Below are 22913 nucleotides of genomic sequence, written 5' to 3' on the forward strand. Positions count from 1 at the left end.
GGGGTGCTCCAGATCGACAAGGGCGGCGATCCGTCCAACACCCCTCGACCGTCTCGGCGCTGCGCGCCGATCCACCTTCTCCCACAAGGCGAGAAGGAAGAAGGCGCGGAAATCAAGCCGCCTGGCAGGCCTCAAAACTCTTCCTGAGCCGCTCGGCGTCGAGATCGCGGCCGATGAACACCAGCCGGCTTTCATGCTTTTCACCGACCTTCCAGGCGCGCTGGTGGTCGCCTTCCAGGATCATGTGCACGCCCTGCAGCACATAGCGGTCGTCGTCGCCCTTGAGCGCGATGATCCCCTTGAGCCGCAGGATGTTCGGCCCTTCCATCTGGGTGACCTTCTCGATCCACGGGAAGAATTTTTTCGGGTCCATCTCGCCGCCGCGCAGCGACACCGATTTCACCGTCACGTCATGGATGTCGGACGGATGATCGTGATCATGATGCCCGTCATGATCGTGGTGATGGTGGTCGTGATCGTGATCATGGTCGTGATGATCGTGGTCGTGCGCCTCGAGGAAATGCGGATCGTTCTCCAGGGCGCGAGACAGGTCGAAGGCGCCGCGGTCAAGCACTTCGCCCAGGGCCACGCCGGCCCGCTCTGTGCGATGGATCCTGGCCGCCGGGTTGATGGCGCGGATCGTCGCCTCCACCTTCTCGAGCTCTTCCGCCGTGACGAGGTCGGTCTTGTTCAGAACCACCACGTCGGCAAAGGCGATCTGGTCCTCGGCTTCCTTGGAATCCTTCAGGCGCAGCGGCAGGTGCTTGGCGTCGACCAGCGCCACCACCGCGTCGAGCTTGGTCTTGGAGCGCACGTCGTCGTCCATGAAGAAGGTCTGCGCCACCGGCACCGGATCGGCGAGCCCGGTGGTTTCGACCACGATGGCGTCGAAGCGGCCGGGCCGCCGCATCAGGCCCTCGACGACGCGGATCAGGTCGCCCCGCACCGTGCAGCACACGCAGCCATTGTTCATCTCGTAGATTTCCTCGTCGGATTCCACGATCAGGTCGTTGTCGATGCCGATCTCGCCGAACTCGTTGACGATGACGGCATAACGCCTGCCATGGTTCTCCGACAGGATGCGGTTGAGCAGCGTCGTCTTGCCCGCGCCGAGATAGCCGGTGAGAACGGTTACGGGAATTTGCGTCTGTGCATCGCTCATGGCTTGCCTCGAAAATCTTGGATTGTCGGCCTCATATAGGATGGGCGCCACGCTTTTGCACGCGTCAAACCGATAGGCCAGGCGGACCCTAAAATCGGGTTGCCGCCGAGGACGGATCAGCGGCGGTCGAGGCCGGCCAAACGGAGCAGCCACGTCAGCGCCGAATGGTCCTGCCGGCTTCCGCTGTGAAATCTCGCCGACGCAAAAGTCGTTTGTCATCTAACTGAAATAAACATCTGGCATCACCTGCGCGAGCATCGCAATGCTTGCCGGCAAAGCGTTCTCTAAGCCGGGATTTTTAGATCGTCATTTGCCAACCGACAGCCAGCCTCTATGCTGCCCGCACCGGTTCGGCCGAAGAGGGAATGACCATGGCCAAAGCGGACAAGACAGCGACAATGAGCCGGCTGCATTCGGCGGCGCGGCTTGCGCGCACGGCACTTGCGGCGCGGCTCCTGGCGCACGGCTTTTACGCCGGCCAGGACCAGATCATGCTGGCGCTCGACCGCGAGGACGGCCAGACCCCGGGAAATCTCGCCGGCAGGCTGGGCGTGCGCCCGCCGACCATCACCAAGACCATCAACCGCTTGCAGGCGCAGGGTTTTCTTGAAAAGCGCGCCTCTAACGCCGATGCCCGCCAGGCCCACATCTTCCTCACCGATGCCGGCCGCGAAACCATCCGCGCCATCGAGAAGTCGGTCAAGAAGACCGAGAAGCAGGCGCTGAGGGGCCTCGACAAGAAGGACCAGAAGGCGCTGTTCAAGCTGCTTGCGCGCATCGAGGCGAATTTGTCGAACGAAGACCTGGTGCTGATCGACGACGACGCCGAACTGGATGATTAAGCGCGATGCGCAGCGTCGTCGCGAAACCGCGAGGCGTTGGTAACCCACGAGCGACGCGAAAGCGTCGTCTCGAGCGACACAAGCGCGCACCAGCGTCGCGCTACGCCCCGCGCACCAGCGCCGCCCAACGCCCCGGTGTCAATCCAAACGCCTTCTTGAAATGCCGATTGAAATGGCTCTGGTCGCTGAAGCCGGCGGCAGCGGCGATTTCCGCCAGCGAGTCTTCCTCGGCGATCATGCGCCGCGCCCTTTGCAGCCGGCGCATCAAAGGAAGCGATGCGGGCTGGTCGAATAGGTGGCACGAAAATGCCGCGACAGCGCGTAGCGGTCGAGACCGGTAACGGCCTCCAACTCATCCGAGCGCACGGGACGTTCGGCATTCTCTTCGAGATAGTCGCGGGCAAGGGCTGCGGCGCGCCATGCGGTCCTGCCCGTTGATTTTGCCGGCTGTCGGGCGTGGCGTTTCAGGTGTTGCGCCAGCTGCGCAACGAAATCCGCCACGAACAGGTCGCCGAGCTCTTCGTCCAGCGGCGCCAGCGCCGAGAGCAGCGTGTCGCGCAGCTGGGGATCGCTGACCACGGCATCGCGGACGAAAGGCAGCGGCTCGCCGTCGAGGCAGTCGAGCAGCAAGGACGGTTCGAGGTACAGGATCCTGTAGCGCAGCCCCTCTGCCGTGCCGGCGCCGCCATCGTGCAATTCATCCGGGTGCAGCAAGATCACCTGGCCGGGCAGGCTGTGTTGCAGCGCGCCGCGATAGTGGAAGCGCTGCACTCCATGCAAGGTCACGCCGATGGCATAGGTGTCGTGCCGATGCGGTTCAAAGGCGTTGCCGTGGAAGCGTGCCTCGATGCGTTCGAGGCCCAAGCCGCCCGGCGCCGCAACGATGCGATCTCCGGTGGCGGCCGCATCCGCGCACGAACGTTCAAGACCTTCCAATGTCTCGCCGCCTAAACCCAGTGCCATCGCCTCATCCATGCCCGTCATGGGCGGCCGCTTGGAGAACATTTTGGTGTTCGACACGAAATTTGCAATCGTGCTGAGGGAAGACCTCGCCGTATGGCAGAAACTCAACGTCACCGCTTTCCTCACCAGCGGCATCGTCGCGCAATGTCCCGAGATCATCGGCGAGCCCTATCGCGACCGCGCCGGCAATCTTTTCAATCCGCTGTCGATCCAGCCCGTCATCGTGCTATCGGCGGACGGACCGACGCTCGCGGCGATCCACCGCCGGGCGCTGGAGCGCGGCGTGACGACATCCGCCTATGTCGAGGAGATGTTTGCGACCGGCCATGATCTCGCCAACCGCGCCGTCTTCGCCGAGTTCGCCCCGGACGACGCCAAAATCGTCGGCATCGCGTTGCGCGCCGAAAAGAAGCTGGTCGACAAGATCACCAAGGGCGCCCGCATGCATGCGTGAACGCAGCGGGAAATGTCGTTTGCGGCAAAATTGACGGCCGCCATCCAGCTTCGTCATCCACGGGCGGAGCGGGAGCGAAGCGGACGCGCAGACCCGAGGATCCATGCTGTGACTTCGCGCGAAGGGCGGAGGCGGCGCAGGGTCGTTCTGCATCGCTGCAACGCCTGGAGGTCACGGCATGGATTCTATGGTCTGCGCCGCGTCGCTTCGCTCCTTGCTTCGCCATAGAATGACGACCGCGACGAACGATCAGGCAAATCGCCCACAGCAGTTCGCTCTAAGCCTGTGCGGAGCGCTTGTTGGGCCAGTCGCTTTTGGCTTGATGGTCGGCGGCAGTTGCCGCAAAAGGGTGACGTCTACCTTTTCCTCGGCCCGACCTTGAGCGTTCCCAAAAATCAAGACGACAGCGCAACGCCGCCCGCGGCGATGCTTTTGATGCTTTGCGTCTATGTCTGCTTCACCTTTCTCGACACCTCCAGCAAGTACCTAGTGCTGGCCGGCGTCTCGGCGCTGATCGTCGCCTGGACCCGCTTTACCGTCCATGTGCTGCTGGTCGGCATCTTCCTGCGCGGCTGGCGCGAGCCGGGGCGCTTCCGCGCCAACAACCTGCCGGCGCACATCCTGCGCGGGTGCCTCCTTTTCGGCTCGACCATGTGCAACATCCTGGCGCTCAGAACCCTGCAACTGGCCGAGACCACCTCGATCTATTTCTTCGGCCCGATGGTCATCACCGCGCTGGCTGGCCCGCTACTCGGCGAATGGGCCGGCTGGCGGCGCTGGCTGGCGATCCTCACCGGCTTCGTCGGCGTCCTCATCATCACGCGCCCCGGCGTCGGCGTGTTCGGCATCGGCCATCTGTTTGCGCTGGGCTCGATGCTGTCGAACTCCTTTTACGTCATCATGACCAGGCGCATGTCGTCGACCGAGACGTCGGAGAGCCTGATCCTGTTCTCGGCGCTGGCGCCGTCGGTGCTTCTCCTGCCCATGCTGCCCTTCTCGCATGCGCTGCCACAGGGTGGTTGGCAATGGTGCGTCGTCCTGATGCTGGGCGTGTTCGGAGCAGGTGGCCACTACCTGCTGGTGCAGGCCTATCGTCTGGCGACGACCACCGCGCTTGCGCCTTACCCTTATTCGCAGATGGTGTGGATGATCATTTCCGGCTGGCTGATTTTCCACCAGTTTCCCGATCGCTGGACGCTGCTCGGCGCCGCCATCATCGTTGCCAGCGGCCTCTACATCATCCATCGCGAGCACCGGCTGCGCCTGCGCAATCTTGCGACGGTGGATACCGAGGCGGAAACCCTGGCGAAAAAACTTTGAATTGCTCCTGATCGATGGCATAAGGCCGTTTTAAAAAATTTAAAGACCTGACCCTGGGGAGCGAAGGGCACTGGCACAGAAGATCAAGCTTTCGACGATCGCGGATGCGCTCGGTGTGTCCACGGCAACGGTCTCGCTGGCGCTGCGCGACAGCCCGCTGGTCGCCGGCACGACGCGCGAGCGCATCAAGGAACATGCCCGCGCCATCGGCTATATCTACAACCGCCGCGCCGCCTCGCTGCGCACCTCGCGCTCCGGCATCGTCGGCGTCGTCGTGCACGACATCATGAACCCGTTCTTCGCCGAGATCCTGCGTTCGATCGAAAGCGAGCTCGACCGCAGCCGCCAGACCTTCATCCTGTCCAACCACTACGATCAGCTCGAAAAGCAGCGCACCTTCATCGACACGCTGCTGCAGCTCGGCGCCGACGGCGTCATCATGTCGCCGGCCATCGGCACGCCGGCCGAGGACATCATCATGGCCGAGGAAAACGGCCTGCCGGCGGTGCTGATCGCGCGCACGGTCGCCGGCGCCGACGTGCCGGTCTTCCGCGGCGACGACGCCTATGGCACGGCCCTTGCCACCAATCATCTGATCTCGCTCGGCCACAAGCGCATCGCCATGGTCGGCGGCACCGACCAGACCTCGACGGGCCGCGACCGCTACCAGGGCTATGTCAACGCCATGGAGGCGGCCGGGCTGGAAGTCAGGCCGTCCTGGCGCATTCCCGGGCCGCGCACCAAGCAGGCGGGTTTCGAGGCCGCGGGACAGTTTTTGGCGCTGAAAGACAAGCCCACCGCCGCCTGCTGCTGGAATGATCTGGTCGCGATCGGGCTGATGAACGGCATCGCGCGCGCCGGCCTCGTGCCGGGTGTCGATATCTCCGTCACCGGCTATGACGATCTCGAGGAAGCGGCGATCGCGACACCGGCCTTGACCACGGTCTGGAACGGTCAGCGCGAGGTCGGCCGCCGTGCCGCCAGCGCCTTGCTCGACAAATTGAACGGGCAGGCGGTGCGGCCTTCGCAGGAACTGATCAAGCCGGAACTGCATGTGCGGCAGTCGACCGGCAAGCCGGTGGAGCGAGCATGACCAAGGCCGAAGAAGCGTCGCCGGTCGCCATCCTGGTGCCGGGCAATTTCAACGACCATGCCATCGGCCGCATCGACAAGGCGTTCCGGCGTGTCCGGATCGAGCGCGCCGATCCGTCGCTGGTGACGGACGAGATGCGCAAGACCGTACGCGGCATCGCCTCCTTCGGCGGCATCGACGCCGCCATGATCGACGCTCTGCCCAAGCTCGAGATCATTGCCAATTTCGGGGTCGGCTATGATTCGGTCGATGCCAATCATGCCGCCAGGCGCGGCGTCATGGTCACCAACACGCCGGATGTCTTGACGGAGGAAGTCGCCGACACGACGGTTGGCCTCCTGATCAACACCGTGCGCGAAATGTACGCCGCCGAGAAATGGCTGCGCGACGGCGACTGGGTGAGGAAGGGCAATTATCGCCTCAGCCGGCTTACCTTGCGAGGCCGCCGCGTCGGCATTTTCGGCATGGGTCGCATCGGCCTTGCCGTCGCTCGCCGTCTCGAAGCCTTCGGGCTGCCGATCGCCTACCACAACCGCCGCAAGGTCGATGGTCTGTCCTATGCATACCACGCCAGCTTGAAGGGGCTCGCCGAAGCGGTCGACACGCTGATCTCGGTGGCGCCGGGCGGCGCGGCGACGGAAAAGGCGGTCAATGCCGAAATCCTGTCGGCCCTGGGCCCGAACGGGGTTTTCGTCAATATCGGCCGCGGCAGCACGGTGGACGAGGCAGCGCTCGCCGCCGCCCTTGCCAGCGGCACGATTGCCGCCGCCGGGCTCGACGTCTTTGCCGACGAACCGAATGTGCCGAAGGCGCTGCTCGATGCCCCCAACGCCTCGCTTCTGCCGCATGTCGGCTCGGCCTCCGAGCACACGCGCCGCGCGATGGCCGATCTTTGCATCGACAATCTGGTTTCCTGGTTCGCCGAGCGCCGGCCGCTGACCCCGGTGCCCGAGACGGTGAACGTCAAGGCGCGCGCATAAGGCGCCTTCGCGGTCGTTAACGCTTTTTGGCACGTTAACCATCGCTTAACGCTTGGGAATCATTTTCCATATTTGGCCGAGTATGGAGAATGCGGCGTGAAGCTGGTTGCCGGATTGGTTGCGTCGGTCGCCTTGTTCGGGAGCGCGCATTTCCTGTATGGCGGCGATAGCCAAAGCATGGCCGTCGAAACCGCTTCTTCAAGCACTTTCAGTTTGACCGCCAATGGTGGCGAAGCGGCCTGCGCCGTCCAGCGCGGAGCCCGGGTCTCGGAGGGCCTGTCGCGGCTCGACATTGCTCCGGATTGCCGCAAGCTGATGCCCGGTATCGAGCGGGTGAAACTCTGGCGCGAGCAGGCGGATGGCTCGGTCGCGTTCAGCGAGAACGGCGTCGATCCGATTGTTACCTTCGGTGTTGCAGATGGCGACGGCTATGAATCCTACGCGCCGTCCACGCCGCTTCTGGCTTTGAACAGCGACAACGATAATTGAGTTTAACCGGGATTATTCCGCCGCCGCACGGGCGCCAGCCTTCGCCGCCGCGTGCAGGCGTACGGCATCGCCGAAGGCCTTGAAGATCTTGGCGGAATTGCTGTCCGACTTCACCCAGTATTCGGGGTGCCATTGCACGCCGACCGCGAAGGCGCGGGCGTCCTTGACCGAGACCGCTTCGATCGTGCCGTCGGTGGCCAGAGCCTCGACCTGCAGTTTCGATCCGAGCCGGTCGATGCCCTGGCGATGCAGGGAATTCACCTTGATTTCGCCGGCGCCGAACACGCCCGCAAGGCAGCTCCCGGGCTTGATCGAGATCGTCTGGTGGATGCCGAAGCGCTCGTCCTGATTGTCGCTCACCGGCGCGCGATGATCGAGGGAGCCCTCGCGCTCCTGGATTTCGGTGCCCAGCGTGCCGCCCAGCGCAACGTTCAGCTCCTGGATGCCGCGGCAGATGGCAAGCAGCGGCACGCCGCGCTCGATCGCCCTGCGGATCAACGGCAGCGTCGTGGCGTCGCGCGCCGGATCGTACGGTCCGTTGGCCTCGCTCGGATCGCCGCCATAAAGCGAAGGATGCACATTGGACTTCGAACCGGTAGCCATCACGCCGTCGACCGACGACAGCAATTCGTCGAGGTCGAGCCGGTCGCCGAAGGACGGCACCAGCAGCGGGAACACCCCGGCGCCCAAGACCGCCGCTTCCAGATATTGCTGGGGTGCCGCGTGCCAGGTGTAGTTGTCGAACTGGCGGACGTCGGTCGAGACTGCGACGAGCGGTTGCTGCATTTTGGGTCTGGTTTCCATCGGGTCAAGGATTTGTTCTGCCTATAAAATAAGCGATCCGTCGCGGCTTTTCCATGGCAAGTTCGGCGATCTTGCATGGGCCAGCGCGACGCGCGTTAGACTATAGTTGCAGCAGGCGCCGGAATGGCGAGATGCTTGGCCGCAGTGCTGGACTCGACTTCTTGCCTGTGTATGTTTCTTCGCAACCGGTCGGGGCAGCGAGGATGCCCTAGGGCCGGTCAACTGATCCGCAAGGGAGGAAACTTAATGGATCGTCGTTCATTCATCCGCAAGGCCGGCGCGTCCGGCGTGGGCGTTGCGGCAGCAGCACTTGCCACGCCGGCCATTGCCCAGTCCAACCCGAAAGTGACCTGGCGGCTTGCGTCGTCCTTCCCGAAGTCGCTCGACACGATCTATGGCGGCGCGGAAGTTTTCTCCAAGATGCTGTCTGAAGCAACCGACGGCAATTTCCAGATCCAGGTCTTCGCTTCGGGTGAACTGGTGCCCGGACTGCAGGCTGCCGACGCCACCGCCGCCGGCACCGTCGAAGCAGCCCACACCGTGGCATATTATTACTGGGGCAAGGATCCCACCTGGGCGCTGGGCGCCGCCGTGCCGTTCTCGCTTAACGCGCGCGGCATGAACGCCTGGCACTACCATGGCGGTGGCATCGACCTGTTCAACGAATTCCTCGGAGCGCAAGGGTTGTTCGGCCTGCCGGGCGGCAACACCGGCGTTCAGATGGGCGGCTGGTTCCGCAAGGAAATCAACAGCGTCGCCGATCTGTCGGGTCTCAAGATGCGCATCGGCGGCTTTGCCGGCAAGGTCGTCGAGAGGCTTGGCGTGGTGCCGCAGCAGATCGCCGGGGGCGATATCTACCCGGCGCTCGAAAAGGGCACCATCGACGCCGCCGAATGGGTCGGCCCCTATGACGACGAGAAGCTCGGCTTCTACAAGGTCGCGCCATACTACTATTACCCCGGCTGGTGGGAAGGCGGTCCGACCGTCCATCTGCTGTTCAACAAGGCGAAATACGAAGAACTTTCGCCGACCTACAAATCCCTGGTGCGCACCGCGGCGCAGGCCGCGGATGCAAACATGCTGCAGAAATACGACTTCGTGAATCCGCCGGCGGTCCGGCGGCTGGTGGCCGGCGGCGCCAAGCTCAGGCCGTTCAGCCAGGAGATCATGGCTGCCTGCTTCGAGAAGGCCAACGAGGTCTATGCCGAGATGGAAGCCAACAACGCGCCGTTCAAAAAGATCTGGGAATCGATCAAGGCCTTCCGCAAGGAGCACTATCTCTGGGCCCAGGTCGCCGAATACAATTTCGACACCTTCATGATGGTGCAGCAGCGCAGCGGCAAGCTGTAGGTGCTTCCGTTAGTCCTTCTCCCCGTCACTATGCGGGGAGAAGGTCCCGGGGGAGGAGGGGCGGCGCAGGCTTCGGCAATCGAATCGCCTGGACCCGAGTGGAGGACTGAATCCCAATCTCGGGTCTATCTATCCAGCATTGGCGCCGCCCCTCACCCGCCTGCCGGCATCCTCCCCCGTATAGCGACGCGGAGAGGCGCCCTGTCATTGACGGTTTCGCCAATTCGCCGACGCTGCAAGACGCAGGGCCATGACGCTTCAACCGCGGCTTGGCACCACCAGCACCTTCACCTCGCCCGGGGCCGGTGGATTGGCGATCGCCATGGGCGCTTCCTCCAGGCTGACCTGTCTCGAAATCAGCCTGTCGACCTCGATCGCACCCGAGGCGATCAACTCGGCCGCCCTGCCGTGCGTGAACGGATTGAGGAAGGAACCGAGCACCTTCAATTCCCGGAACAGGAGGTCGAATGGCTCGATCTCCACCTTCATGCCTTGCGGCACGACGCCGACGATCACCACCGTGCCGCCGGCCCGCGCCAGCCGCACGGATTGCTCGACGGTGTCGCGCACGCCGGCGCATTCCAGCACCACGTCGACGCCGCCGGGCGCCAGGCCGTTCGGCCCGGCGACGGCCGCGACGGGGTCACCGGCGCCTGGATCGACAGTCGCGGTCGCGCCAAGTTCCTCGGCAAGCGCGCGGCGCGAGGCCTGCCTGGTCGACAGGATGATGGTCGCCGCGCCGGCGAGTTTGGCCAATTGCACGACCAATAGACCGATGACGCCGCCGCCGAGCACCACGACCGACGCGCCCGGCCGGATCGCGGCGAGGTCGACGCCGTGCAGGCAGCAGGCCAGCGGCTCGCAGAATGCGCCATGCGTCGGCTTGAGGCCGGCGGGCAGCCGGAAGGCCTGCTTCTGCGGCATCAGCACATAATCGGCAAAACCGCCGTCGCGGTGGATGCCGATAGCCCTGAGATTGCGGCAGAGATTGACACGGCCGGCATGGCAATGGGCGCAGCGCCCGCAGGCTATGTTGGGATCGCCGGTGACGCGGTCGCCGACGGCAATGCCTGACACCGCCCCGCCTACCGCTTCGACAATGCCGGAGAACTCGTGTCCGAGCGTCACCGGCGGTGTGCACGGAAACTCGCCATGAAACAGATGCCGGTCGGTGCCGCAGACCCCACAGGCTTCGATCTGCACCAGAACGTCCTCAGGCCCGGGAACGGGCTTGGCAACCTCACGCAGCGCGATGCTGCCCACCTTTTCCAGTCGCACGGCTCTCATGGCGTCATCTCAATTGAATTTGGGCGGCTGCGAGAGGTCGGGTGCGGGGGCGGCGGGCTTCGCCGGCGCATCGCCGAAGTTCGGCGGCTGCGACAGATCTGGCGTGCCGGGCGCGGCCGGCGCCGCGCCATTGTCAGCTGGTGGCGTGCCGAGCGGTGACAGCGAGGGCATGTCGGGCAGCTTGAGGTCTATGGTGCTGGGCTCGACGACGGCGCCCTTGTAGCGCATGACCATTTGCGGGAAGGCGATGGTGAGCCCGATCATGATCACCTGGATGCAGACGAACGGCACCGCGCCCCAATAAATCTGCCCGGTGGTGACCGGCGCGATCTTTTTGCCGGTGACGCGGTCGAGATAAGGCACGCGGGCCGCGACCGAGCGCAGGTAGAACAGCGCGAAGCCGAAGGGCGGATGCATGAAGCTCGTCTGCATGTTGACGCCGAGCAGCACGCCGAACCAGATCAGGTCGATGCCGAGCTTGTCGGCGGCGGGCGCCAGCAGCGGCACGATGATGAAGGCGAGCTCGAAGAAATCGAGGAAGAAGGCAAGCACGAAGACCAGAAGGTTGACGCCGATCAGGAAGCCGGTCTCGCCGCCGGGCAGCGAGGTCAGGAGATGCTCGACCCAGATGTGGCCGTTGACGCCGTAGAAGGTGAGCGAGAAGACGCGCGCGCCGATCAGGATGAACAGCACGAAGGACGACAGCCTGGTCGTCGAGGTCAGCGCCTGCTTGATCACGTCCAGCGACAGCCGCCCTTTTCCCGCGGCCATGATCAAGGCGCCGACGGAGCCCATGGCGCCGCCTTCGGTGGGTGTCGCGATGCCGAGAAAGATGGTGCCCAGCACCAGGAAGATCAGCGCCAGCGGCGGGATCAGCACGATCACCACCTGCTGCGCCAGCTTCGACATCATGTTGACGTTGAGGCGCTTGTCGGCAATCGCCACGATGTAGATGAACAGCACGCCGACCGTGGCGCCGAGGATGTCGGCATTGTCGCCGTGCGCCGGCGCGAGATAACGATAGGCGGCATAGGAAACCGCGACCGCGACCAGCAGGGCCACGATCAGCGACAGCACGCCGTGGCCCAGCGTGCGGGCCTCGAGCGGCAGCGCCGGCACCGATTTCGGCCGGACGATCGACATGATCAGGATGTACCCGGCATAGAGGCCCGTCAGCACCAGGCCGGGGATCAGGGCGCCGGCATACATGTCGCCCACCGAGCGTCCGAGCTGGTCGGCGAGCACGATCAGCACCAGCGAGGGCGGGATGATCTGGGCCAGCGTGCCGGAAGCCGCGATCACGCCCGAGGCGAGCCGGCGGTCGTAACCATAGCGCAGCATGATCGGCAGCGAGATCAGGCCCATCGCGATGACCGAGGCGGCGACCACGCCGGTCGTGGCCGCAAGCAGCGCGCCGACGAAGATCACCGCATAGGCAAGGCCGCCGCGGATCGGCCCGAACAACTGGCCGATCGTGTCGAGCAGGTCTTCGGCCATGCCCGAGCGTTCGAGCACGATGCCCATGAAGGTGAAGAAGGGTATCGCCAGCAGCGTGTCGTTCGACATCACCCTGGTGCCGTAGAAATTGTCGGGCAGCGCATGCAGCAGCGGCCAGGCGAGGTTGATCGAACCGCCCGAATAGGGCGACAGCACAACCCCGATGAAGAAGAACATCAAGCCGTTGGCAGCGAGCGAGAAGGCCACGGGATAGCCGATCAACAGGAAGATGATCAGCGAGGCGAACATGATCGGCGCCATGTTCTGCGCGATGAATTCGATCATGAGCGGATCTCGCCTGCGATCGCCTTGGCTTCCTCGGCCAGCGCCTTGGCCTCGAGCTCGGCTTGCTCATGCGCCGATATGAACGGGTTGGGATCCTCCATGTCGCCGCGCATGATGGCGATTTTCTTGATGATCTCGGAGACGCCTTGCAGCGCGAGCAGGAAGAAGCCGACCAGCAGGATCGCCTTGGCCGGCCACACGATCAGGCCTCCGGCATTGGTCGACATCTCGCCGCTGCGGAAGGAGAGCGACACGTAAGGCACGAAATAGATCACCATCAGCGTCACGAACGGCATCAGGAAGAACAGGTGGCCGAAGAGGTCGATCCGGTGTTGCACGCGGCGCGAGAACATGCCGTAGACGATGTCGATGCGGATATGGTCGTTCTGCTTCAGCGTGTAGGCGGCGGCCAGCATGAAGGCGGCGCCGAACAGATACCACTGCAGCTCCAGCCAGGAATTGGACGAGGTGTCGAGCACCTTGCGGATAACGGCGTTGCCGGCGCTCACCAGGATCGCCAGCAGGATAAGCCACGACACCCAGCGGCCGATGAATTCGTTGATGCGGTCGATCGTCCTGGAAAGAGCGAGAAGCCCTGCCATGCGTATTTCCTCCCTCGCGCATCGGTTCGAAAAATCGCATTCGATTTTCTGAAAAAGCACGATGCGTAAACTCGCGCCGCGCCCGATTCCCCCTCCGGTATCGCGCCGCTTGGCCCAACGGTATGCAGTGCGTGATCTGGCAGGTCAACACGACAAGGCGCGACAAACGACGGCGGCGGTGAAAACCCGCCGGTTCACCGAAGCTCATGCAACCAAAGTCTGATGCGTTCAGGCGATCTTGGCCTGGTCGCGGCCGGCGCCGATCAGCACCAGCATGACGACGAGGAAAAGATAGATCCAGGCGTCGCGCCATTCGAGCGGGAAGTAGCCGGCCCACAGTGATTCCGCCATGCCGAAGGCCGCGGCGCCAAGCGCCGCCTTGAGCGGCGACAGGTAGCCGCCGACCGCCGTCACGAACAGGATCTTGAGACCGTAGACCAGGCCGGTGCCGAAGCTGACATTGCCGTAATAGAGCCCTGCGAGCACGCCGGCCAAGGCCGCGCAGAAGCCGCCGAACAGCACTGCGCGGCGGAACACCGCACGCACGTCGATGCCGCACATCGCGGCTGCCTTCGGATCGTCGCAGACGGCGCGCCAGGCGCGGCCGAAGCGCGAATGCGAAAACAGCCAGGCAGCCAGCGCCACCACCGCGATGACGCCTGCGCAGTCGAGCAACTGGATGACGGTGAGCGTGACCTTGAAGCCATTACCCTGGGCGAAGATGACCGGATTGGCGAGCATCGGCGGCAGCCAGAGGTCGTGCGTGTCGGCGGCGATGCGGCTGGCCTCCGACAGGAAGAGCAAAATGCCGAGCGTCGTCACCACGATGGCGTTGGGCGAACGGTCGGCAAGCGTTTCGAAGACGCTGCGCGACAAGACATGGCTGATCAGCGCCGCGTAAAGCACGGCGGCAGCCACGCCGAGCGCCACCGAGGCGGCGAGCGTCAGCCAAAGCCCCTGATAGCTGAAGGCGGCGGTCAGGATCATCGTCTGGCCGCAAAAAGCGAACAGCGCGCCATAGGCCAGATTGGTGCGGTGCAGGATGCCGTTGGTCAGCACATAGCCGAACGCCAGCAGCGCATAGAGCGCGCCCGAATGCAGCCCGTTCAGCACCTGCTGGCAGAAATAGAGCATGTGGCGTCCCTAGAGCAATTCCAGGAAAAGCGCGAAGCGGTCTTTCATCCGCAATTGCGCAAAAACAAAGACTTAGAACGGTTCAGCGATTCTGCGAAATGCTGAGCCGCTCTGGGCCGAGCGTCCCGGTCCGTTGGAACCGTTACATTCGGATTCTAACTTGTCAAACATGTTTTATCGGTTAGATTTCTACCATGATAGTCTCGTGGACCCCGCATCGCTTCACCGGCGGCATTCTGGCGCTCGACACGGCGAACACCGTCGTGCTGCGCAACGATCCGCAAAAGACCTTCGACCGTTTCGACGATCCGAACGAGATCGCCCGCTTCGCGGAAGCGGCAAGCGGCTTTCGCGCCTCCGAACTCGGCGGCCGGCGGCTGAGGGCGCTGGAGCCGCACGACATAAAGCCGACCGTGATCTCGATCCGCGAGGCGACCGATCGCCTGTTTCGCCATGCGGTGTCGAACGGCGCCGTCGCAACCAGCCACCTGCCGGCTTTCCTCACGGCCTGCGCCGACGGGCTGTCCGCCACCGCGACCGACATCGGGACGCCGGGCCGGCCTTTCGGCGATCCGCGAACGCCGATTGCCTTCGAGGCGGCTTTGGCCGTCTCGGCGCTGTCGCTGTTGCGAGACGAAACGGTCGCCAGGCTGAGGATCTGCCCCAATTGCAGCTGGCTTTTCCTCGACCGCAGCCGCAACGCCAGCCGCCTTTGGTGCGACATGGCCGTTTGCGGCAACCGCCAGAAGGCAAATCGCTATTATCGCCGCCGGACGGCGGCGAGGGAGGTCAGCAATGCTTAGAAAATTGTCGCGTTCGGCTCTGGTCGGCGCCGCCTTGACCGCCGCAATCGCGCTCGGCGCCTGCCGCGACACCGGCAAGGACCAGCTTTTTGCCATTTCCGGCAAGTTGTTCGAGTTCAACTACCGGCTCGCCATCGCCACCTATGTCATTACGCTGCGGCCGTTGCGGCCGATGGTCGACGGCCAGGTCGCGGTCGTGAGCTTCCAGAATCCGGCCGGCGGCGACCCGCTCGTCGTCAACCAGAAGATCTGGCCGAAGCTGCCGCATATCACGCTGACCAGCCCGCCGCTCACTTGCGTGGTCAAGGACAAGCCCTATTCCGTCTCGATCCGCATCGAGGACGCGAGCGGAAAGTTGCTGCAGAGCATCGACACCACCATGACCTCGTCCGAGGACCAGACGATGCTGCCGGACCGGCCGCTGGTGATCGGGCCGAAATACGAGCTCAACCCGGAGCTTGCCGGCCATCCCGATGGCAAGCTGCCCAACGCGCACAAGCCGGATTGCTCAAAAGCGACCTGAAACGTCCGCGCTCGCGCGAAATTTTTGTTCTTCACGAAACGGTTAGCATGATCTTGCGTGCGCCCCTGGCCACTCGCCAGACCGTTTGTTGCGTGTTACTTGGCCCCTGCGATTTTGTTTGACCTCTCCGCCAAGGGAAGAAAGACTGCGGCGTCCCACTCCGACGCTGGCTGCCTTATTTTGAGGCGCCTCCGCAGAGGAAATACCTGATGACGCTGCACGACGTCGCGCTCGACGACAAGTTCGACCTTGGCAAGGAGCGCGTCTTCCTGTCCGGCGCGCAGGCGGTCGTGCGCATGCTTTTGATGCAGCGCGAGCGCGATCGGCGCGCCGGCCTCAACACAGCGGGATTCGTCTCCGGCTATCGCGGATCGCCGCTCGGCGGCCTCGACATGCAGCTGTGGCGGGCAAAAAAGCAGCTCGCCCAATCCGATATCGTCTTCCAGCCCGGCCTCAACGAGGAGCTTGCCGCCACCGCCTGCTGGGGCTCGCAGCAGACCGAATTGCTGGGCGAGGGCACGCATGACGGTATCTTTTCGGTCTGGTACGGCAAGGGGCCGGGCGTCGACCGCTCCGGCGACGTTTTTCGCCACGCCAATCTTGCCGGATCGTCGAGAAATGGCGGCGTGCTTGCCCTGATGGGCGACGACCATATGGCCGAATCCTCGACCAACGCGCATGCGACCGAATTCCTGTTCGTCGACACCATGGTGCCGATCCTCAATCCGGCAGGCGTCCAGGAGATCATCGACTACGGCCTCTACGGCTTTGCCATGTCGCGTTTCGCCGGTACCTGGGCGGCGATCAAATGCGTGAAGGACAACATCGAATCGACGGCTTCGGTCGATGCCTCGATCGGGCGGCTCGACATCGTCATTCCCGAATTCGACATGCCGCCGGGCGGCTTGAACATCCGCCACGAGATCGACATGCTCGGCCAGGAAGAGCGGCTGCATGAATACAAACGCGCCGCCGCTTCGGCCTTCATCCAGGCCAACGGGCTGAACCGCATCGTCTATTCGGGCGGCCGCAATCCCAAGCTCGGCGTCATCACCATCGGCAAGAGCTATCTCGATGTCCGCCAGGCGCTGGAGGATATCGGCGTCGACGAGGAGGCCGCCAACCGCATCGGTATCCGCTTGTTCAAGGTCGGTTGTCCTTGGCCGCTTGATTTCCAGCACATCGCCGACTTCGCGCGCGGCCTCGACACCATCGTCGTCGTCGAGGAGAAGCGTTCGCTGATCGAGGTGCAACTGCGCGAGAGCCTCTACGGCACCGCCACGCAGCCGGTCATCGTCGGCAAGAAGGACGAGCGCGGCGACTGGCTGTTCCCGGCCAAGGGCGCGCTCGATCCGAACGAGATCGCGATCGCGCTCGGCGAGCGGATTCTGCGCACCATCGGACCATCGGAGGAGATCGCCGCGCGGGTAGCCAAACTGCGCCAGTTCCAGGCGATGCTCGCCGACACCGTCGATATCGGTTCGCGCACGCCTTTCTTCTGCTCGGGCTGCCCGCACAATTCCTCCACCAAGGTGCCGGACGGCTCGATCGCCGCTGCCGGCATCGGCTGCCACTTCATGGCGCTGTGGATGGATAGGAACACGGTCGGTTTTACCGCGATGGGCGGCGAGGGCGCGCAATGGGTCGGCCAGGCCCCGTTTTCCAAGCGCGACCATATCTTCCAGAATCTTGGCGACGGCACCTACAACCATTCCGGCGTGCTGGCGATCCGCTTCGCGCTCTCGAGCGGCGCCAACATCACCTACAAGATCCTCTATAACGACGCGGTGGCGATGACCGGCGGTCAGCCGCATGAAGGCGGCCTGAGCGTCGACATGATCGCCAGGCAGGTGCGTGCCGAGGGCGTCGAGCGGATCGCGGTCGTCACCGACGAGCCGGACAAATATGCCGGCAAGGCCGATTTTCCGGCGGGGACAACAATCCATCACCGCGACGATCTCGACCTGGTCCAGCGCGAATTGCGCGAGGTGAAGGGCGTTTCGGTCCTCATCTACGACCAGACCTGCGCCGCCGAGAAACGCCGGCGCCGCAAGCGCGGGACCTTCCCCGACCCCGACAAGCGCGTCTTCATCAACGAGCTGGTCTGCGAAGGCTGCGGCGATTGCGGCGTGCAGTCGAACTGCGTCTCGATCCAGCCGGTCGAGACCGAATTCGGCCGCAAGCGCCGGATCGACCAGTCGAGCTGCAACAAGGATTTCTCCTGCCTCAACGGTTTCTGCCCGTCCTTCGTCACCGTGCATGGCGGCAAGATCAGGAAGGCCGAAGGCATTGCGGGCAAGGCCGATCCCCTGGACGGTGTGCCCGCGCCGGCTGAATTTCGCATGGGCGGCCAGGGCTGGGCGGCGATCATCGACGGCGTCGGCGGCACCGGCGTCGTCACCGTCGGCGCGGTGCTCGGCATGGCCGCGCACCTGGAAGGCAAGGGTTGCGGCATGATCGACATGGCCGGCCTTGCCCAGAAGGGCGGCTCGGTCTTCACCCATGTCCGGATTGCCCCGACGCCCGAGGACATCCACGCCATTCGCGTTTCGGCCGGTAAGGCCGACCTGGTGCTCGGCTGCGACCTCGTCGTCTCCGGCGCCAAGAAGGTGCTGGGCGCGGTGCGCGAGGGCCACACGATCTTCCTCGCCAACACCGCCGAGATCATGCCTGGCGAATTCACCCGTTCCGCCGATTTCTCGCTGCCGGTCGAGCGGCTGAAGAAGGCGATCCGGGCGGCTGCCGGCGACGACAAGGCCCATTTCTTCGACGCCACCCGCACGGCAACCGCCTTGTTCGGCAATTCGCTCGGCGCAAACATGTTCATGCTCGGCTTCGCCTTCCAGCATGGCGGCCTGCCGCTTTCGGCCGAAGCCGTTGAAAAGGCGATAGAATTGAACGGCGAAGCGGTGGCGATGAATATCGCGGCATTCCGTTGGGGCCGCCGCGCCGCGCATCAGCCCGATTTCGTGCGCGGTCTGGTCGGCCAAGCCGGCAAGCCGGCATCCAGGTCGGCCGAGACGCTGGATGATGTCATCGCCCGCCGCGTCGCTTTCCTCACTGCCTACCAGAACGCCGCCTACGCCAGCCGCTATGCCGACCGTGTGGCGACGTTGCGTGCCGCCGAAGCCAAGGCGATCCCCGGCTCGACCACGGTGACCGAGGCTGCCGCCAGGAACCTCTTCAAGTTGATGGCGATCAAGGATGAATATGAGGTGGCACGGCTCTACACCGACGGCACCTTCGCCGCCGATCTCGCCAAGCAGTTTCAGAGCTACGAAAAGCTTGAATTCCACCTCGCGCCGCCGATCCTCGGCCGGCGCGGCAATGACGGCAAGCCCCGGAAATCGAGCTTCGGCCCGTGGATGATGAAGGGCTTTCGGCTGCTGGCGGCGATGAAGGGCCTGCGCGGAACGGCGTTTGACGTCTTCGGCTACACGGTCGAGCGGCGCATGGAGCGGCAGCTGCTGAGAGAGTACGAGGCCGATCTTGACCTTATCGCCGGCGCGCTGGCGCCGGGCAAGGTCGAAGCCGCGGCGGCCCTGGCCTCGGTGCCGGCGCTCATCCGCGGCTACGGCCATGTCCGGAAGGCCAGCGCCGAGAAGGCGGCGGGCGAGCGCTCGCGCTTGATCGGTCGTTTGGCCCAGGCCGCTTCGGAGCCGACCCTCCGGGCGGCGGAGTGATCGCGCATCGCGTCGACGGTGCGCCAAATCCTTGAATTTCCTGTCTGTCCCGCGTGTCTCGACCCTCTGCAACCGGGGTCGAGCGCCGTTCTAAGCCTTTCTTAAGGCGGGTGTGGCATGACAAGGCGCAGTGTTGGGCCAACGGCATGGGCAGGACAAAGACCGAGAACATCCCGGCGGATGTTTACATCCAGTTTGTGCGGTCGTTGTTCGACAACGCCCACATGCTGGTGATCGGTGGCGTTTGCTACTGGATCCTCGGTTTCATGATCTATTGGCGGACGCACAATCCGCTTTTTCTGGGCTTTTCCTTCGTTCTGCTCTCCATCAGCCTTTTCCGTTACTTCGGCATACGAAGCTTCCTGAAGGCGGGTGGCACCATAGCCGATGTCGAGGAAGCCCGGCAGTGGGAGCGCAACTATATCCTTAAAGGCAGCTTGCAGGGCCTCGGGCTCGGCTCGCTGTGCTTCATATCGATCTATGTTTATCCCGATCCCTTCGCCGAGCTGGCCGCGACCTCGCTGACGATTGCGACATTGGTCACGGTCGTTGGCCGCAACTACGGCTCGCCGCAGATGGTGCGGATTTTCTCCGTCACCTTCATCGGTCCGGCGGCACTCGGGCTGCTGCTGCGCATGGATTTCCCCTCGGTCCTGCTCGGCCTGATGATCATCCCGCTGACATTCATCACCATCAACAGCGCCGACCATGTCCGCAACGTGCTGTTCTCCGCCGTCATCGGCCACAAGCAGGCCAGAAACCTGACGCGCCGGTTCGACCGGGCGCTCAACACCATGTCGCACGGCCTGGTCATGCTGGGTCCCGACGGGCGCGTCGCGGTGGCCAATGCCGAAGCTGCCCGTCTGATGTCGCTGACATCGGGCGACGCTTTGCTTGGACGCTCGATCCATGGTCTTTTGATGCGCGGCGTTGCCGGCGGCATGCTGGCGCCGAAAGACTGCCGCTACATCGAAGCGCAGCTGACGCGCGCGCTGCGCGAAGGCCGCGACCGCAAGGTTCTGGTTTCCCTCGCCAACGGCCAGCACTATGAATTCTCCGCCCGCGAAGGCAGTCAGGAACTGGGCGTCATCACCTTCGAGGACGTGACGGCCCGCGTCGAGGCGGAGGAGAAGATCCGCTTCATGGCGCGCTACGACAATTTGACCGGCCTGCCGAACCGCGCCTATTTCCATGAACTGGTTGGCGAGGCCATGGCCTCCGGCGACCAGGACCGGCTCTGCGGCCTGGCGGTGCTCGATCTCGACGACTTCAAGAGCGTCAACGACACGCTCGGCCATCCGGTCGGCGACGGGCTGATCTATGCCGTGGCCGAGCGTCTCGCGGCGATCGCCGGACCGGGCATCACCGTCAGCCGCTTCGGCGGCGACGAGTTCATGATCTTCTTCGACCGTGTCGAGGACGAGAGCCATCTCAGCACCCTGCTCGACCAGATATTCGCGGACCTACAAGGCGAGGTCGACGTCGCCGGCCACGGGCTGCGCATCCAGACCAGCGGCGGCGCCGTGCTGTCCAAGGTCAGGGACACCGACGCGGACGCCATGATCGTCAAGGCGGACCTTGCCCTCTACAAGGCCAAGGAGCTCGGCAAGAACAGCTGGCGGCTGTTCGAGGCGGCCATGGATGCCGCCTTCCGCAATCGCCAGCTGATGAAGGCCGATCTGCGCAATGCCGTGCAGGCCAGGGAATTGCGCGTCGTCTATCAGCCGATCGTGGCCATCGACACCATGCGCATCGCTAGTTGCGAGGCGCTTTGCCGCTGGGATCATCCCGATCTCGGCCCGGTCTCGCCCAGTGTCTTCATTCCCCTGGCCGAGGAGATGGGCATCGTTTCCGACATCAGCACCTTCGTCTTGGAGGCCGCGTGCGCCGAATGCGCCAAATGGCCGGCCCAGACCAGCGTGTCGGTCAACCTCTCGGCCAAGGATTTCCGCAATCGCGACATCGTCCAGAAGGTCAGGGATGCCTTGGCCAGGTCGCATCTGGCCGCGCACCGGCTCGAAATCGAAGTCACTGAGACCGCGTTGCTCGACGACAAGTCGCTGACGCGCGAATCGATCGAGGAATTGAAGGCGCTTGGCGTGCGCATTGCGCTTGACGACTTCGGGACCGGCTACTCCAGCCTGAGCTATCTCCACAAGCTGCCGCTCGACAAGATCAAGATCGACCGCTCCTTCCTGGTCGATCTAAACCAGAACCGGCAGTCACTCGACCTTCTGAAGGGCATCGTCGGCCTGTCCCGGACATTGGGCCTTTCGGTCACCATCGAAGGGGTTGAGACCTTCGAGCAACTGAAGACGCTGGTCCATTCGGTCAAGCCGGACTTCGTGCAAGGCTTTCTCTTTGGCGCCGCGCTCAGCGCTTCGGGCATCGAGACGATGTCGAGCGTAACCTGGCCGTTTGCCGCGGACCTGCATATCGCCGCCAAACGGACAGCCGGCTGAAGGCAATTCCGCCAAAAGCGCGCAATGCGTTTCCGGCCGGAGCGACGTCGAAGCAAGGAGCGGCGCTAGGCCAAGTGTAAAGATGCCTCCTGCTCGAAGCGGTATTTATAAAGCCAGCGCGGTCATGAGTTTTCATGAAACGATGACTGCCGCAGCGCCGTATAATCCGCTCCGCACCGGCTCTGGCCAGCTGTGGATTCGAAATGATCTTATTGGTAGCCGATGGACTGGGTCAGCTGCCCGCCCGCGTGGAGATTTGCTTTTCTCTCGTGCAAGATCGGCGAAGGGAGCGCGGTCATTAACGTTAACAAGCGGTAAATCAGCGATATCGAATTTTCAGCTTGTGTCTCATTTCAACTCGAATAGCCTTATTCGCAGGCGGAATTCGAGGACTGCAAATAATGGATGCTGCGAACAAGGGGGCGTCGGCTCGCGCCAGCGCTAAAAGCGACTCGCTGCTCAATCGAACGATGATGCAGCTCTTGGAGCACGTCGAATATCGCCTCATTACCGGGGGCGAGGACCTGGAAGCGATCTACCGGCTCCGCTATCAATCCTACGTCAAATCCGGCATGTGCGGCCCGATCGCCAGCGGGATGTTCGAGGATCGCTGGGACAATCTGCCCAATTCCTACCGGTTCGGCGTCTATTGCTACGGTGAATTGGTCTCCACATTGCGCTTTCACTATATTTCCAGCGAGCAGCCATACTCGCCTTCGATCGACGCCTATCCGGAAGTATTGCTTCCGCGGCTCGCCCGCGGGGAAACCTTCATCGACGGAACCCGCTTCGCAACTGATCCCGACAGCGCGCCGGCACCCGGAGTGCTGCCTTTCCTGACACTCAGGATCGCCATGGTCGCCTCTTGTTACTTTGGCCAGGACTCGGTGCTCACGCCGGTCAAGCTCGAGCATTCCGCCTTCTACGCGCGTTTCTTCCATGCCGTGCAGAGGAGCGAGGCCAAGCAATTTCCGGGCGTTCTTGCCCCGATCGCCCTGTTCGAAATTCCTGCCGGCGAAAACATGCGCTTGACGCTCGAACGGCTGCCGTTTTTCAAGTCGACACCGATGGAACAGCGGCTGATGTTCGGCAATCCGGCCATCAACCGGCTGACGCCTCTCTCGATTGTGCCGACGGCCAAATACTATCGCACCGCTGCCTGAAACGCGGGCCATGAACC

The 22913-nt window shown here is 63.7% G+C and carries 18 protein-coding genes and 1 pseudogene; 12 read left to right on the forward strand and 7 right to left on the reverse strand.

The window, feature by feature from the left end; genetic code table 11:
- Nucleotides 1-112: 112 nt before the first annotated feature.
- A complete protein-coding gene (locus F3H96_RS01270; RefSeq protein WP_149790123.1) occupies nucleotides 113-1162 on the reverse strand; it encodes a GTP-binding protein in 1050 nt (349 codons plus the stop codon).
- 371 nt (nucleotides 1163-1533) lie between these two features.
- Here F3H96_RS01270 and F3H96_RS01275 point away from each other — a divergent pair, with 371 nt between their 5' ends.
- Nucleotides 1534-2004, forward strand: a complete 471-nt coding sequence (locus tag F3H96_RS01275; RefSeq protein WP_149790124.1) for a MarR family transcriptional regulator — start codon at nucleotides 1534-1536, stop codon at nucleotides 2002-2004.
- 100 nt (nucleotides 2005-2104) lie between these two features.
- On the opposite strand, the pseudogene F3H96_RS01280 reads toward F3H96_RS01275, so the two are convergent.
- Nucleotides 2105-2967, reverse strand: a pseudogene (locus F3H96_RS01280) (AraC family transcriptional regulator).
- A gap of 46 nt (nucleotides 2968-3013) precedes the next feature.
- On the opposite strand from F3H96_RS01280, the gene F3H96_RS01285 reads away from it, so the two are divergent.
- The 5 genes from F3H96_RS01285 (at nucleotide 3014) to F3H96_RS01305 (ending at nucleotide 7303) form a co-directional block, all read left to right on the forward strand.
- Nucleotides 3014-3421, forward strand: coding sequence for a DUF2000 family protein (locus tag F3H96_RS01285; RefSeq protein WP_149790125.1), 408 nt, complete (start codon nucleotides 3014-3016; stop codon nucleotides 3419-3421).
- A 435-nt stretch (nucleotides 3422-3856) separates the two neighbouring features.
- Nucleotides 3857-4741, forward strand: coding sequence for a DMT family transporter (locus tag F3H96_RS01290; RefSeq protein WP_188131282.1), 885 nt, complete (start codon nucleotides 3857-3859; stop codon nucleotides 4739-4741).
- Nucleotides 4742-4811: 70 nt separating this feature from the next.
- Nucleotides 4812-5834, forward strand: a complete 1023-nt coding sequence (locus F3H96_RS01295) for a LacI family DNA-binding transcriptional regulator (protein WP_149790127.1) — start codon at nucleotides 4812-4814, stop codon at nucleotides 5832-5834.
- Nucleotides 5831-6814: a 2-hydroxyacid dehydrogenase gene (locus F3H96_RS01300; RefSeq protein ID WP_149790128.1), complete on the forward strand. Its 984-nt coding sequence runs from the start codon at nucleotides 5831-5833 to the stop codon at nucleotides 6812-6814. Before F3H96_RS01295 ends, F3H96_RS01300 begins: the two co-directional genes overlap by 4 nt.
- Nucleotides 6815-6910: 96 nt before the next feature.
- Entirely contained in the window at nucleotides 6911-7303 is a 393-nt protein-coding gene (locus F3H96_RS01305) for a hypothetical protein (protein WP_149790129.1), read from the forward strand.
- 12 nt (nucleotides 7304-7315) lie between these two features.
- On the opposite strand, the gene F3H96_RS01310 is transcribed toward F3H96_RS01305, so the two are convergent.
- Entirely contained in the window at nucleotides 7316-8089 is a 774-nt protein-coding gene (locus F3H96_RS01310; RefSeq protein ID WP_149790130.1) for a gamma-glutamyl-gamma-aminobutyrate hydrolase family protein, read from the reverse strand.
- Between the two features lie 264 nt (nucleotides 8090-8353).
- On the opposite strand from F3H96_RS01310, the gene F3H96_RS01315 reads away from it, so the two are divergent.
- Nucleotides 8354-9457, forward strand: a complete 1104-nt coding sequence (locus tag F3H96_RS01315; protein WP_149790131.1) for a TRAP transporter substrate-binding protein — start codon at nucleotides 8354-8356, stop codon at nucleotides 9455-9457.
- Between the two features lie 258 nt (nucleotides 9458-9715).
- Here the strand turns inward: F3H96_RS01315 and F3H96_RS01320 are convergent, their stop codons facing one another.
- The 4 genes from F3H96_RS01320 to F3H96_RS01335 form a co-directional block, all read right to left on the reverse strand.
- Complete coding sequence (locus tag F3H96_RS01320) at nucleotides 9716-10744, reverse strand: zinc-dependent alcohol dehydrogenase family protein (protein WP_149790132.1); 1029 nt, start codon at nucleotides 10742-10744, stop codon at nucleotides 9716-9718.
- 9 nt (nucleotides 10745-10753) lie between these two features.
- Entirely contained in the window at nucleotides 10754-12526 is a 1773-nt protein-coding gene (locus tag F3H96_RS01325; protein WP_188131254.1) for a TRAP transporter large permease subunit, read from the reverse strand.
- Nucleotides 12523-13128, reverse strand: coding sequence for a TRAP transporter small permease subunit (locus F3H96_RS01330; RefSeq protein WP_149790133.1), 606 nt, complete (start codon nucleotides 13126-13128; stop codon nucleotides 12523-12525). The genes F3H96_RS01325 and F3H96_RS01330 overlap by 4 nt, the downstream gene beginning before the upstream one ends.
- A 228-nt stretch (nucleotides 13129-13356) precedes the next feature.
- A complete protein-coding gene (locus tag F3H96_RS01335; RefSeq protein ID WP_149790134.1) occupies nucleotides 13357-14262 on the reverse strand; it encodes a branched-chain amino acid ABC transporter permease in 906 nt (301 codons plus the stop codon).
- Between the two features lie 194 nt (nucleotides 14263-14456).
- Between F3H96_RS01335 and F3H96_RS01340 the strand changes: the two genes are divergently transcribed.
- From F3H96_RS01340 to F3H96_RS01360, 5 genes are all read left to right on the forward strand, one after another.
- Entirely contained in the window at nucleotides 14457-15065 is a 609-nt protein-coding gene (locus F3H96_RS01340) for a CGNR zinc finger domain-containing protein (RefSeq protein WP_149790135.1), read from the forward strand.
- Nucleotides 15058-15588: a hypothetical protein gene (locus F3H96_RS01345; protein WP_149790136.1), complete on the forward strand. Its 531-nt coding sequence runs from the start codon at nucleotides 15058-15060 to the stop codon at nucleotides 15586-15588. The genes F3H96_RS01340 and F3H96_RS01345 overlap by 8 nt, the downstream gene beginning before the upstream one ends.
- A 170-nt stretch (nucleotides 15589-15758) precedes the next feature.
- Nucleotides 15759-19271: an indolepyruvate ferredoxin oxidoreductase family protein gene (locus F3H96_RS01350; RefSeq protein ID WP_280177767.1), complete on the forward strand. Its 3513-nt coding sequence runs from the start codon at nucleotides 15759-15761 to the stop codon at nucleotides 19269-19271.
- A 146-nt stretch (nucleotides 19272-19417) separates the two neighbouring features.
- On the forward strand, nucleotides 19418-21733 hold the full coding sequence (locus F3H96_RS01355; RefSeq protein ID WP_149790138.1) for an EAL domain-containing protein: 2316 nt from the start codon (nucleotides 19418-19420) through the stop codon (nucleotides 21731-21733).
- A 401-nt stretch (nucleotides 21734-22134) separates the two neighbouring features.
- Nucleotides 22135-22896, forward strand: a complete 762-nt coding sequence (locus tag F3H96_RS01360) for a hypothetical protein (protein WP_149790139.1) — start codon at nucleotides 22135-22137, stop codon at nucleotides 22894-22896.
- The last annotated feature ends 17 nt before the right edge of the window (nucleotides 22897-22913 follow it).

Origin of the sequence: Mesorhizobium sp. NFR06 (genome assembly GCF_900115245.1) — a bacterium.
GTDB lineage: Bacteria > Pseudomonadota > Alphaproteobacteria > Rhizobiales > Rhizobiaceae > Mesorhizobium.

Bases quoted from the DNA above. Each gene is read 5' to 3' on its own strand.
- F3H96_RS01345 (WP_149790136.1), top strand. From the start codon at position 15,058: ATGCTTAGAAAATTGTCGCGTTCGGCTCTGGTCGGCGCCGCCTTGACC.
- F3H96_RS01340 (WP_149790135.1), top strand. From the start codon at position 14,457: ATGATAGTCTCGTGGACCCCGCATCGCTTCACCGGCGGCATTCTGGCG.
- F3H96_RS01300 (WP_149790128.1), top strand. From the start codon at position 5,831: ATGACCAAGGCCGAAGAAGCGTCGCCGGTCGCCATCCTGGTGCCGGGC.
- F3H96_RS01275 (WP_149790124.1), top strand. From the start codon at position 1,534: ATGGCCAAAGCGGACAAGACAGCGACAATGAGCCGGCTGCATTCGGCG.
- F3H96_RS01320 (WP_149790132.1), bottom strand. From the start codon at position 10,744: ATGAGAGCCGTGCGACTGGAAAAGGTGGGCAGCATCGCGCTGCGTGAG.
- F3H96_RS01335 (WP_149790134.1), bottom strand. From the start codon at position 14,262: ATGCTCTATTTCTGCCAGCAGGTGCTGAACGGGCTGCATTCGGGCGCG.
- F3H96_RS01325 (WP_188131254.1), bottom strand. From the start codon at position 12,526: ATGATCGAATTCATCGCGCAGAACATGGCGCCGATCATGTTCGCCTCG.
- F3H96_RS01355 (WP_149790138.1), top strand. From the start codon at position 19,418: ATGGGCAGGACAAAGACCGAGAACATCCCGGCGGATGTTTACATCCAG.
- F3H96_RS01310 (WP_149790130.1), bottom strand. From the start codon at position 8,089: ATGCAGCAACCGCTCGTCGCAGTCTCGACCGACGTCCGCCAGTTCGAC.
- F3H96_RS01290 (WP_188131282.1), top strand. From the start codon at position 3,857: ATGCTTTGCGTCTATGTCTGCTTCACCTTTCTCGACACCTCCAGCAAG.
- F3H96_RS01330 (WP_149790133.1), bottom strand. From the start codon at position 13,128: ATGGCAGGGCTTCTCGCTCTTTCCAGGACGATCGACCGCATCAACGAA.
- F3H96_RS01315 (WP_149790131.1), top strand. From the start codon at position 8,354: ATGGATCGTCGTTCATTCATCCGCAAGGCCGGCGCGTCCGGCGTGGGC.
- F3H96_RS01360 (WP_149790139.1), top strand. From the start codon at position 22,135: ATGGATGCTGCGAACAAGGGGGCGTCGGCTCGCGCCAGCGCTAAAAGC.
- F3H96_RS01270 (WP_149790123.1), bottom strand. From the start codon at position 1,162: ATGAGCGATGCACAGACGCAAATTCCCGTAACCGTTCTCACCGGCTAT.